This is a genomic window from Serratia sp. CoH_122_TC_1 (genome assembly GCF_058191755.1).
This window is the reverse complement of sequence record NZ_JBXWLA010000007.1, coordinates 204,716-217,430: the sequence shown is the minus strand read 5'-3', so window position 1 is coordinate 217,430 and position 12,715 is coordinate 204,716. Positions and strand designations below refer to the sequence as shown.

General features: G+C 55.4%; 9 protein-coding genes and 1 pseudogene. 4 read left to right on the top strand and 6 right to left on the bottom strand.

Translation table 11 applies throughout. The features are described 5' to 3' along the window. Positions 1-45: 45 nt before the first annotated feature. The 3 genes from crl to proA all read left to right on the top strand — a co-directional run bounded on the left by crl (position 46) and on the right by proA (position 2,929). Positions 46-447 (top strand): sigma factor-binding protein Crl, encoded by a 402-nt coding sequence (gene crl, locus AC2FC2_RS11335; RefSeq protein ID WP_209636745.1) that lies wholly within the window; start codon positions 46-48, stop codon positions 445-447. A 115-nt stretch (positions 448-562) separates the two neighbouring features. Continuing rightward, a complete protein-coding gene (proB, locus tag AC2FC2_RS11330) occupies positions 563-1,666 on the top strand; it encodes a glutamate 5-kinase (RefSeq protein WP_182824943.1) in 1,104 nt (367 codons plus the stop codon). 9 nt (positions 1,667-1,675) lie between these two features. Continuing rightward, a complete protein-coding gene (gene proA / locus AC2FC2_RS11325; RefSeq protein ID WP_490659225.1) occupies positions 1,676-2,929 on the top strand; it encodes a glutamate-5-semialdehyde dehydrogenase in 1,254 nt (417 codons plus the stop codon). Positions 2,930-3,115: 186 nt separating this feature from the next. Here proA and AC2FC2_RS11320 read toward each other — a convergent pair whose 3' ends face one another. The 5 genes and pseudogenes from AC2FC2_RS11320 to AC2FC2_RS11300 form a co-directional block, all read right to left on the bottom strand. Then, on the bottom strand, positions 3,116-3,649 hold the full coding sequence (locus AC2FC2_RS11320; protein ID WP_490659224.1) for a cysteine hydrolase family protein: 534 nt from the start codon (positions 3,647-3,649) through the stop codon (positions 3,116-3,118). Between the two features lie 321 nt (positions 3,650-3,970). After that, positions 3,971-4,102: pseudogene (locus AC2FC2_RS11315) on the bottom strand (helix-turn-helix domain-containing protein); the annotation flags it as partial. A 200-nt stretch (positions 4,103-4,302) separates the two neighbouring features. Further along, positions 4,303-4,842: a hypothetical protein gene (locus tag AC2FC2_RS11310; protein ID WP_209636736.1), complete on the bottom strand. Its 540-nt coding sequence runs from the start codon at positions 4,840-4,842 to the stop codon at positions 4,303-4,305. A gap of 538 nt (positions 4,843-5,380) precedes the next feature. Further along, positions 5,381-5,905, bottom strand: coding sequence for a cytochrome b561 (gene cybB, locus AC2FC2_RS11305; protein WP_490659250.1), 525 nt, complete (start codon positions 5,903-5,905; stop codon positions 5,381-5,383). Positions 5,906-6,023: 118 nt separating this feature from the next. Then, entirely contained in the window at positions 6,024-7,622 is a 1,599-nt protein-coding gene (locus AC2FC2_RS11300) for an ABC transporter substrate-binding protein (RefSeq protein WP_265554731.1), read from the bottom strand. A gap of 500 nt (positions 7,623-8,122) precedes the next feature. Between AC2FC2_RS11300 and AC2FC2_RS11295 the strand changes: the two genes are divergently transcribed. Then, entirely contained in the window at positions 8,123-9,469 is a 1,347-nt protein-coding gene (locus AC2FC2_RS11295) for a condensation domain-containing protein (protein ID WP_490308949.1), read from the top strand. A 108-nt stretch (positions 9,470-9,577) separates the two neighbouring features. Here the strand turns inward: AC2FC2_RS11295 and AC2FC2_RS11290 are convergent, their stop codons facing one another. Further along, the gene (locus tag AC2FC2_RS11290; protein WP_490659223.1) at positions 9,578-12,664 is read right to left on the bottom strand and encodes an amino acid adenylation domain-containing protein; all 3,087 of its coding nucleotides are present in this window, start codon (positions 12,662-12,664) and stop codon (positions 9,578-9,580) included. Between the last annotated feature and the right edge of the window lie 51 nt (positions 12,665-12,715).

Here is a 12,715-nt window from a genome sequence, read left to right as displayed (position 1 = left end):
TAACAATTTGTTAAAAAGAGTGGTCTACATTGAGGAGGTTAAAGAATGACGTTACCGAGTGGTCACCCTAAAAGCCGACTAATGAAACGTTTCGCCAGCTTGGGGCCGTATCTGCGTGAAGGGCAGTGTGAGAACGACCGTTTTTTCTTTGATTGTTTAGCCGTTTGCGTCAATGTTAAGCCCGCACCAGAGAAACGCGAGTTCTGGGGCTGGTGGATCGAACTGCATGCTGAAGATACGCGCTTCACCTATGCCTATCAGTTCGGCCTGTTTGATAAAGAAGGGCATTGGACGCCGGAAAAGATTAAAGATACTGAAGTCAAAACCAAGCTGGAAACTACCCTGCGTGATTTCCACCGCCGTCTGGGCGAACTGCTGAATACAATGGAACTGACGTTAGAGCCCGCCGCTGATTTCAAAGAAAAACTGATTAAACTTTCCGCCTGACCCCGTTTGACCACAAGTATTCTGCTGATTTCGCGTTGTGCCTGTTGGCATAACGCGTCTCTCCTGTTACAAAGTCCCTAGTATTATTCTTCTCATCTTATACGGCAGAAACACTATGAACGGCAGCCAGACACTGGTTGTGAAATTGGGCACCAGCGTGTTGACCGGCGGATCGCTGCGTCTTAACCGTGCCCATATTGTCGAACTGGTACGCCAGTGCGCACAACAGCATGCAGCGGGTCACCGCATCGTTATCGTGACTTCCGGCGCGATTGCCGCCGGGCGCGAGCATTTGGGTTACCCCGAACTCCCCGCCACCATCGCCTCCAAGCAGCTGCTGGCGGCGGTTGGGCAGAGCCGGTTGATCCAACTGTGGGAACAACTGTTTTCCATTTACGGTATCCACGTCGGGCAGATGCTGCTGACGCGTGCCGATCTGGAAGACCGTGAACGCTTCCTCAACGCACGTGACACCATGACGGCGCTGCTGGACAACCGTATCGTGCCGGTAATCAATGAGAATGACGCGGTCGCGACCGCAGAAATCAAGGTGGGCGACAACGATAATTTGTCGGCATTGGCGGCGATCCTCGCCGGGGCCGATAAGCTGTTGTTGCTGACCGATCAGCAGGGGTTATACACCGCAGACCCACGTAACAACCCGCAGGCTGAGCTCATCCGTGAAGTGCACGGCATCGACGACGCACTGCGCGCCATCGCTGGCGACAGCGTTTCCGGCCTGGGTACCGGCGGTATGGGGACCAAACTGCAAGCCGCTGACGTGGCCTGCCGCGCCGGTATCGACGTGATCATCGCCGCCGGCAGCAAGCCAGGCGTCGTGGGCGACGTGATTGAAGGCAAACCGGTGGGCACGCGTTTCCATGCGCTGGAAACCCCGCTGGAAAACCGCAAACGTTGGATCTTTGGTGCACCACCGGCCGGCGAGATCACCGTAGACGACGGTGCCGTCGACGCCATTATGGCGCGTGGCAGTTCGCTGCTGCCGAAGGGCATCCGCGAAGTTAAAGGCGATTTCTCCCGTGGTGAAGTGATCCGCATTCGCAACCTGGCGGGGCGCGATCTGGCGCACGGCGTCAGCCGCTACAACAGCGACGCGATGCGCATGATTGCCGGGCATCACTCACAGGAAATCAGCGAAATTCTCGGTTATGAATACGGCCCGGTGGCAGTGCACCGCGACGATATGATAGTCAGTTAAGGAGTGAGCATGCTAGAGCAAATGGGGAAGGCCGCCAAACAGGCTTCCTGGCAACTGGCGGTGCTGAGCACGGCAAAGAAAAATCAGGTGTTGTCGGTGATCGCCGACAGACTGGAAGCCGAAAGCAAAGTGATTTTACAGGCTAATGAACAGGACATGGCACAGGCACGCGCCAGCGGGATGACCGAAGCGCTGCTCGATCGCCTGTTGCTGACCCCGGCGCGGCTGGCAGCGATCGCCAACGACGTGCGCCAGGTGTGCCGTTTGAACGACCCGGTCGGCCACGTATTGGACGGCAGCCTGCTGGACAGCGGGCTGAAGCTGGAGCGTCGCCGCGTGCCGCTCGGCGTGATTGGCGTGATTTATGAAGCGCGGCCGAACGTCACCATCGACGTCGCCAGCCTGTGCCTGAAAACCGGGAATGCAGTGATCCTGCGTGGCGGCAAAGAAACGCACCACACCAACCAGGCGACAGTGAAAGTGATCCAGCAGGCGCTGGAACAGTGCGGCCTGCCGGCTGCAGCGGTGCAGGCGATTGAAAGCCCGGATCGCGCACTGGTGAATGAGCTGCTGCGCCTGGATCGTTACGTCGATATGCTGATCCCACGCGGTGGTGCTGGCTTGCACAAGCTGTGCCGTGAACAGTCGACCATTCCGGTGATCACCGGCGGTATTGGTGTTTGCCATACCTACGTTGACGACAGCGTTGATTTCGACAAGGCGTTGACGGTCATCGAGAATGCCAAAATCCAACGTCCAAGCGCCTGTAACTCGCTGGAGACGTTGCTGGTGAACCGTAATATCGCTGCTGAGTTCCTGCCTGCGCTGAGCACCCGAATGGCTGCAGTTGGCGTCACTCTGCATGCCGCAGAGAACGCGATGCCGCTGTTGCAAGACGGCCCGGCAACGGTGGTGGCGGTAGCGGCGGAGGATTATGACGACGAATGGCTGTCGCTGGACCTGAACGTGGCGCTGGTGGATGACATCGATCAGGCCATCGACCATATCCGTACCCACGGCACCAGCCACTCCGACGCGATCCTCACCCGCTCACTGAGCAGCGCCGAGCACTTTGTGCGCGCAGTGGACTCCAGCGCGGTATACGTCAACGCCAGCACCCGCTTCACCGACGGCGGCCAGTTTGGCCTGGGCGCAGAAGTGGCCGTCAGCACCCAGAAACTGCATGCCCGCGGCCCAATGGGCCTGGATGCACTGACCACCTATAAGTGGATCGGTTATGGCGACGATTTGGTTCGCAGTTAACGTTAGGTGCGGTGTTTAGGTTTAATGTAGGGGCGCAGCATGCTGCGCCCTTTGTTTATACCTGAACTGGCATCGTTACTGGCCTAGGTGAAACCTTATCTGACAGTCGGCTTTGTGCTGTGAGCAGACGTTGGACATTTTAGCCGCCACGGGGGGCGGCTCCAGGTTGCGACTCATTTTTCAGAATTAAAAACTCCAGCCTGCCGTGGTCGCAAGTGTTACAAACGGCCCTGCCAGTGTAACGTTGTGATGGCTGATGATTTCACTCGCTGATAAATGTTCGTTATCCGTTGTTGTATGCGCATCTGAAATCAGCACGGTCCTGAATCCTAGCTCTGGCGCTGCGCGGCAGGTAGAATCCACACAGAATTCTGTTTTCATACCTGCGATAACCAACTGTTTAACGCCTCGCTGGCTGAGCTGATGCTGAAGACCTGTATCACGGAAGCAACTGGGATACTTTTTAATAAACACGATATCCTGCTCAGCGTTTACGTTCAGTTCGGGTATCAGTTGCGTTAACGGACTTTGCTCTGAGAATGGGGAATCATTGGGTCCGGTGTGGCGGGCAAAAAAAACGGGTACCTGAGCCTGCCTTGCTTTTTCAATCAGCAGACGAATATTCGACAGAACTGCGTCTGCGGACTGCGGGGAAGCCGGGCCACGGAAAAGCCCCTCTTGCATGTCGATAACTAAAAGTGCATTTTCAGATAAAATCATGATGTGTCTCCATTCAGAACGTTATGAACGGAGCGATTTTCTTCCCCGTCCGGTTTGGCGGGGATTCAGAATCTGTTTTGTCAGGAGCTAGTCACAGATACGTCCACCTCGCCGAAGGTATCGGTGGTGGTAAATGTGGTTGCTGGCTGAACTGACTTAATCATTTTCTGACCTTTTCGTATTTGTTGAGTATTTGGAACAGAAATTATAAAAACTGCTCTTTTCTTGTAGCACTGAGTAAATACCGATTTCAATAAATATTTTGCCTGAAGGGAATTCGGCCTTAGCGGCCTCAGGCTGGCCAGACAAAGTACCTTAAGCGAGCTTGGGGATAAAGGACTGCGGGTGGCCCAGCGCCTCGGCCAACTTAGCCTGAGTGATACCTTTTTCTATACGAGCATCCCGAAGTATTTTTATAACTAATTGATACTCGGTTGAATAAACTGAAATCATGGCGTTTTTCGCGAGTGATATCCCAAAGCAGAATATCTGCAATTATCCCAGAAAGGGATTGTTAAGCAATCAGTTAACTAGAGGAATTAATTATGATGAATAAACGAAGCCGGTACCCACGGACGTTATCGTCTTATTAGCATGGGAGCTGGACAATAAACACCACCCACGCCCCCATTATTACCCATCAATATCCCACGCTATTTCTTAACCATAAGATGCTTTCGTTCTTCTTTGCTCATCGCTTTGTTTGAGCTGGAAATAACGCAGTTATATTCTTTGCCTTTATTAATAATCATAAAGGTGCTGACGGGGTTTTTAAAATCTTTGCCGATGGTGAAATAAACATAGTCCTGCGGTAAAGCGCTGGGTTTAAAGGCACCAAACGCATAAACCCCTTCCAGACCCAGTGCCGATAAATCAATCGTCAATTCCATCGGCTGCGTGGCCATTGGGGACGGCAGCATAGATTTTGCGGACATCATCATAGAGCTGGGGTTAACGGTGTATTCGCTGGTGACTTTCATGCCGACATACTTGGATGTGGGCATCGAAAGCTCTTTCATACAGGCGGCATCGTGCTTGGGTGCAGGGCTGCCATTTTCTTGTACGGCATGAACGTGTTCCAGGGTGACCGTCTCTTTGCCGGTCACCGGTTGTTTGCTGTCTGCTGCCTGTGCCATACCAACCATAGTGATGGCGGCAACTGTCGGTAGAATAATGCCAGTCATTACTTTCATTACTTTTCTCCTGACTTTTTATGAATGGAAAGCCCTATTAACTTTCCTGTGTGTGTAGTCGGTGGGATCTAATTAATAAAGTCATAGGCAGCACTCTGTCGTCTCATATAGATATGAGAAATGACGAGTTAACCCGAAAATTAACTGGCGTTTTTAAGCTGTATAAAATGAATGTTGTTTTAACGTTGTCGGCCAGTTGGCTGGCATATTCGTTGTATGAATAACCTTAGTCAAAATCTGGAATAGATACAACTCGACATATAAGAATTTTTTATCTTGAATTTAAGGTTGAGTTGGTGGGTTGATATAACTCATTTTCTTACAAAGGGTTATATTTATCTACGGTAAATTTGTCAGCCCTGTTTGCCTGCAATCAGGTCTTCCTCTAATTAATGAGGCTATTTATTATTTCAATTGATATGTATGCATGTGGTCATTATTGCTTTGATTATTTTCTTGCCTGGAATAGGCGCTCTGTAATAAACAGCCCTTTAACCAAGGGTCTATCAGCCGCAGGGCGGTTTATTAACATTTGATGTTAGCGCTTATTTAACCACGGCAGCATCCGCACCAGCGCGTTGTCCTTCACGATGTAGTGATGGAACAGCGCAGCGGCGGCATGCAGCCCAATCAGCCAGTAGCCAAAAGAGGCGAGCGTCTTGTGCCAGCCGATGATAGCCCGCGCCTGCGGGCGGTCGGCAACGTCGGCAAAGGGCATTGGCAAACCGAATAGAAACCACTCTTTACCGCCCAGATAGCGGGAATAGACACCCAGAACCGGCAGTGTCAGCAGTAAGAGGTAAATCAGGCTATGCACCAAATGAGCCGCGCCGGTTTGCCATTTTGCCGGTTTAGGGGCAATAGCGGGGCTGGTGTGGCGCCAGCGCAGGAACAGGCGGGCGATCATCAAGACAAAGACCGTTACGCCGCAACTGAAGTGGGTCACGACCAGCAGGTACCACAATGGGGTGCCTGGCAGGGTAAAACCTCTCAGCTCAATCGTTGTGCAGGTCACGACCAGCAGGATCGCCACCAACCAGTGCAGGCGGATCTGCATTGGCATATAAGAGTTCTGCACCGGGTTACCTTTTGATGTTAAATCGTCTAGCTGCTGAGAGTAACGAAATGTTACAGGCGAGGAAAGCGCCGGATGCGAATTTCATCCGGCGCGGCAGTCACACTCAGTTGACCTTGGCTTTGGCAAAGTCACTGCCGTTAACGTCAACCACATAACCGCTAACGTTGCTGCGGGTGGCGTAGAACACCTTGCCGTTAGCCAGTGGCAGCAGCGGAGCCTGTTGGGCAAAAATCACCTGCGCTTGCTGATAAAGCTTGGCGCGTTCGGCAGGGACGCTGACCTGAATCGCCTGCTGGATCAGTTTGTCATAGCTGCTGTCGCACCAGCGGGCCGCGTTGGCACCGGTTTGCACGCCAGCGCAGTTGAGCAGGGTAGCGAAGTTATCCGGGTCGCCGTTATCCGACATCCAGCCGTACAGGGCGCTCTGTTGTTCCCCTTTGCGCAGCCCGGCCAGGTACTGGCCCCACTCCCAGGTGACGATTTTGGCTTTCACACCCACTTTCGCCCAGTCGTTTTGGATCATCTGGGCAATTCGCCGTGAATTAGGGTTGTAAGGTCGCGCCACCGGCATCGACCAGATGTCGGTCTCAAACCCTTTCTCCAAACCGGCCTGCTTCAGCAGTTCACGGGCTTTTTCCGGGTTGTAAGCGTATTCAGGCAGTTTGTCGTTATAGCCCAGCATGCCCGGCGGCAGTATCGAATAGGCCGGTGTGCCGCTGTCTTTAAATACCGCAGCCACAATCGCCTTTTTGTCTACCGCGTAGCTCAGCGCCTGGCGCACCAGCACGTTATCAAACGGCTTCTTCTGGGTATTGAACGCCAGATAGCCGACGTTCAGGCCGTCGATACTGTTCAACTGCAGGTTTTTGTCGCTCTTGATGGCGTCAAATTGCTCCGCCAGCGGAGCAGGGATGATCTGGCACTCGTTGGTTTTCAGCTTGGCCAGCCGGGTTTCAGGGTTGGGTGTAATGGAAAAAATCAGGTGCTTGCTGGCCACTTCGCCCTGCCAGTAATGGGGATTGGCGATGTAGCGGATCAGTGAGTCCTGTTTGTACTGTTGCAGTGCGAACGGACCGGTGCCGATAGGCCAGTTATCGACATTTTCCGGCGTGCCTTTTTTCAGCATGGCGTCGGCATATTCGGCGGAAAGGATCGACGCAAAATCCATTGTCCAGTCAGCCAGGAACGCGGCGTTAGGCTGGCTCAGCGTAAAGCGCACGTGGTCGTTATCCACTGCCTCTACCTTGGTGATCAACGTGTCCAGCCCGGTGTCGGTAAAGTACTCGTAGTTGCCGCCGGATACCTTGTGATACGGATTATTGGGGTCTTTTTGACGCATCACGGTGAACACGACGTCCTCGGCGTTGAAGTCACGCGTGGGGGTGAAGAACTTGTTGCTGTTGAATTTCACGCCTTTACGCAGCGTAAAGGTGTAGGTTTTGCCATCCGGGCTGATGGTCCACTCGGTCGCCAGTGAGGGCGCCGGGGTTTTATCGCTTTCACGCAATGTCAGCAGGCGGTTGTACAACACCTGCGACGTCGCGATAAAGGTGGTCCCAGAGCTGGAAAGCTGCGGGTTGAATGATTCCGGTGAGGCCACGGTGCAATAGACCAGAGTATCCGTGGCGGCCAGTGCGCTGCCCGCCGCCAACAAACCGGTTCCCGCCAATAACAGACCCACAGTGCTTTGTTTAAAATGCATAAAATGGATGGCTCCCTCAGGTTAATCGAGGACACTGCCGCCGCTGTGGCATTCAGGCAGCCCTCAATTTAAATATAAGTGATTGATCGCGAATATGGGAGCTAGCTGTCGATTGTTGTTTTTGTCACAGCATCCTCAACAGCGCTTTTCGGTATAGAGCCTTCCCCGTCAGGCAAATTTACAGTATGAACAGGTTGTTCTATATTCATGAAAATGATAATAAGTGTTATTATCATTTTCATTTGTAACCGAACCGAAACATCTTCTGTGCGTTGTCATGGCCTTGCAAAAGGCGGATGCGCCGTCCCGTTTTACGTGCGCCAGGGGGGCAAGCACGCAAACCACAATAAAAAGGATCACGCCAGGCAGCCTGTGTATAGGGCGGCAGGCCGTATCCGGTATTTACCCCGTATTGGCCGTTATTAGACGCAATCTGCGGCGGCGGGGTTTTGGCTTCCGTTGTTTCAACATTTGTTTATGGCTTATCAAAGGTAGGTAACATGTCGGAAACTGTTTTGGCTACAGAATGGCTGCCGCTGACACCGGCTCAGTTAGACTTCTGGGAAGAGTTTACTTTGCATCCCGGGCAGCCGTTTTCCACCGTCGCCCACGCCACTGAGTTACGCGGAGCGGTAGACGAGATAGCGCTGTGCCGGGCGATTACCCTCACGCTTGCCGAAACGCAGGCATTCGCACTGCGCTTTAATGCGGGTATTGGCAACCGTCCGCCGCAGCAGCGTTATGATCCTTCCTGGGCACCGGCGTTGAATTGTATCGACCTGCAAGAGCAACCCGATCCCTACCTATCCGCGATGCGCTTGATCCAGGCGGATATTGGGCAACCGATGGATCTGTGCAATCGGCCGCTGGCGGCAATGTGGTTAATCAAACTGGGGCCGTCGCGCTTTATCTGGTTCGTTCGTGCGCACCATATCGTCATCGATGGATTCGGCATGGCGCTGATCGAACACCGCTGCGCCGCGCTGTATGCACACTTCCTTGGCAAGGGTGCGGCAGGGCAAGCATTGGGGGCGTTCGACACCTTCCAACGTCATGAGCTGGCCTATGCCACGTCTGAACGCTGCACTAAGGATCGTCTTTTTTGGCAGCGTTATTTACCGCCGTCACAGACGTTACCCACGGTACGCAAAGGCGGCAGGGAATATGGCGTGAAATGTCTGAGCACCAGCACGGCGCTGCCGGGCGAGATCTCACAGCGGCTGCGTGGGTTATCGGAACGTAGCGGCATCGGCTGGCCCGATTTGCTGCTGGCACTGTCCGCCGCCTGGCTGTTCTTTACCTTACCGCCGCTACCGCACGATAAGGGCGATACGCGCACCATGTGGATGCCGGTAATGAACCGTCGTAGTAGCAAGGCGACCAGTACACCAGCACTGGCGGTCAATACACTGCCGTTTTTGGTGTCGCTGCGCGTGGAAGAGACTCTCGGGCATTTTCTTTCCAACCTGGCGCAGACCTTGCGTGAGCTACGCAGCCACGCCGGTTATCGCCTGCGGCAGATCGCCGCCGATCGTGGCGTGACGCCGGCTTCGCGTCTGTTTATTTCCCCGTTTATCAACGTTCAGCCGTTTGATCCTGCGGGTTTCAGCGGGTGCAACAGCACACGCAAGGTATTGGCGGGTGGCTCGGGTGACGGCGCTAATCTGACCTTCCGCGGGCGCACCGATGCCGACGATTTACATCTGGATATTGATATCTACGTGCAGCAGTTCCCTGGCATTGGGGTTGCTGACTACGGTAACGCCCTGCAGGATTTTTTACTGCGAGCATTGCGGGAAGAAGCGTTGGAGACCGCGGTGGGTGAACTGATGGCGGTGCCCGCCTGAGGGGGAATAACCCGGCGTAATAGCGCAACCGGTAGGGGTCGAACACGTTCGACCCGATTTGCCTTTGTGAGCGGGCGCAGCATGCTGCGCCACGACGTTTAAACAGTGTTAACGCGCCAGCAGCGCTGCGACCTCCCGCGCATTTTTACAAGGAATGAGCAGCGTGGGGGGGAGCCGGGTGCCAAAGGCATCATTGAGCTGGGTAGCCACTTGCCGGATATGTGGCAGCTTCAGCCCCATGCTGATAAAGGCCGTTTCTTCCCCCCACTCAGGGCGCGGCGTTGCACCGATGGCCTGCAAATAGATAGCCAAAATCTTGCCGCTGTTTGCCGCGGGTGCATGTGGCAACGGCGCCGCGCAGGCGTTTAGCCCCGGAGCTGCACGCTCAGCGCTGAACGCCGCCCGGATGCGGTGACGGTCCGTTTTACCGTTGCCGGAAAGCGGCAGCGTTTCGGCGTGGATAAAGCGCGTTGGAATATGGGTGCAAGGCAGATAGCCGGTGGAAAAGGCGCGGATGGCCGCTAGCGACAGCGGTTTGCCGTCATGGGTAAGGTACATCGCCCCCAGCGTGGCTTCGGCATTGTCGCCGCCTGGGTAATCCACGACCACGATATCGAGAATGGCCTCATGCCCGCGCAGCACGTCTTCAATCTCCGGTAATGAGACGCGCACGCCACGGATTTTCACATAACCGTTTACCCGGCTGGCGAACAGAATATTGCCGTCTGCACGATAGTAACCCTGATCGCCGGTGCGGAAGGCTCGCAGCGGTTGCCCGTCGGGGCCGTCCAGGGTGACAAAGTCATGTTGTTTTAGAGCGCCGTCTTCCAGATAGCCCAATGCCAGATTAACCCCCGCCGTATGAATACGTCCAACCACCCCTGCCGGGCAATGGGTGCCGTCGTCATGGCAGATAAAGTATTGGTTGGCCGGCAACGGCTGGCCATAAGGCACGGTGCCGGTATCCTGTTCCGCAATCGGGTGCCAGATGCTCCAGATGGTGGTTTCGGTCGGGCCACCGAGTGAGAACAGGCTGATGTCGGGGCGCAAACCACGTAACAGCTGCACCGTTGCCGGTTTGATGTAATCACCGCCTTGGGCCACCAAGCGCAGTGAGCGCAGGCTGTCGTCTGTTTTGCAGGTGAGCAGCATTTCCAAAATGGCGGGCACCGAACACCACAGGCTAACGCGATGGCGCTCTACCAACTGGTTCCAACTGATGGCGTCTTTTTCCTGATGCGGTGCCGGTAGTACCAGCGTCGCCCCGGCGCTGAGCGAGCCGAACAGATCAAACATCGACATATCGTGGTGCGGCGGCGTGACTGAGATCATCACGTCATCAGCGGTAACCGCCCAGCGTTGCAGGGTTTGGCCGATGACGTTGGCCGTTGCGCGGTTGTTGAGCACCACGCATTTTGGTTTGCCGGTCGTGCCGGAGGTATACAGGTAATAACTGGCCTCGGTGCTGGCGCTGCGATCGGCCAGCGTCTGGCTGTCCGGTAGCTTGGCTGCGTCTGCCGTGGGGGCCAAAAGTTCTTCTGGCGTTACCCCGTGCTCCGTTTCCAGCTCACCCTGGTGTACTACCAGATCCGGCCGACAGTTGCTCAGCAGATAAGCGGTGCGCTCGGGGGGGGAGTTGATGTCGATCGGCACCCAAATAATACCCAGCAGTGCACAGGCGAGGGAGATCGTCACATGCTCTGGGCTGCGTGCCAGATACAAGGCCAGCACGCTGCCAGGTTTCAGGCCACGCCGTTGCAGATTGGTCATTACGCTGCCGACTTGCCGGCCAAGTTCTGGGTATGTCAGGCTCTGTTGATCGCAGATCAAGGCCGGTCGCGGCTGTGGATCGTTAAACAGCCGGTCAGCTAACTGCGCCAGGTATGGATAGGCGGTAAATGCCGTCTCGCTGTGGTTATGGCGATAGTGCTGATAATCGATAAATTGCGCTGGAGCGATCTCCAAATCGCCGTCCCGGCACATTAACGTTATCCGGCGTTGCAGCGCACTCAGCATCGCCTGTACCTGCTCACCGTCCAGTGCCTGTTCGGCATAGTCGACGCACAGCAGCAAATTCTTGTCGGCGTCCTGCGTCAGCCGAATATCGATCGCCACCTGCGGTGTCTGCGTCACGCCGTCATGGTAGCGCACGGGGGCATTGGCTGGCAGCGTCTCCCAACCTAAGCAATTGGTGAGGATCACCGGCAGCGCAGGCGATCCCTGGCTGTGGTTCAGCAACTGTCGCGCCAAATCAACACCGGAAAATGTCAGGTGATCGAGCGCACCTAATACGTCGTCTTGCAATGCCTGCGCGCGGCTGACAAAGGTGCCACCCTGACGCGCATAGCGTACTGCCACGAAGGTGGAGGCGTTGCTGAGTGCGCCGTCCGCAGCGGGAAAGGCGACGGGGACGCCGACGCACAACTCGCCGTCGGTGGTCCACTGCGCCAGCGTATCGAGGATCAGTGCCGACAGGCTGCTGTTGCGCAGCAATGCGTGGGCAGAGCCCAGGCGTGAGAACTGTTTTAACGTTTCGCGTGGCAGCGTCAACGTGGCGCGGCGGTAGCGTGAAGACTTGATATTAGCCAGCGGAGTACGCCAGGGTAGCGCAGACGGCGTGGTGACGTTCTGCAACTTGGCCTGCCAATAGGCCGCATCCGTCTGGCGCTGTTCTGCGCTGGCGGCGGCGGGTGGCACCGGGGGGGCGACGGGCCGCAGCGGGGTGTCGTCAAATAACCGGGCAATCACGGTGGAAATGCCCTGGCCGTCGAGGATCAGCGCGTCGAAGCTGGTGAAAACCACGCTGTCGTGATGGGCGTCCTGCATCTCCGGCAATTGAATGACGGCGATACGCCACAAAGGCTGCGTAGGATCGTGCCGCTGGTGCGAGTATTGATCGCGCAGGGCTGCCAGCCGTTGTTGTGCAACCTCATGATCGCACTCACGCAGATCGTGACGATCCAAGTTTAGCGTAGCTTCCTGTCGTACATGCTGGGTGAAACGGTGAGGATCAATACAGGTGCGCAGCGCTGGATAGTGCTGCACCAGTTCACTCAGTCGGTTTTCCAACCGCGCCACGTCCAACTGCAGACCGCGATATTCGCGAAAGTCGTGCATTGCCACGCCGCCTAGCGGCCATTGTTCGCTGCGCCCGAGCAGGTAAGCCTGCTGCAGCGTGCTTAATGGTGTCTCCATGGTATTTCCCTATTGTCGCTAACCAACGAAAAAGAAAACAGGGCGCGTGAG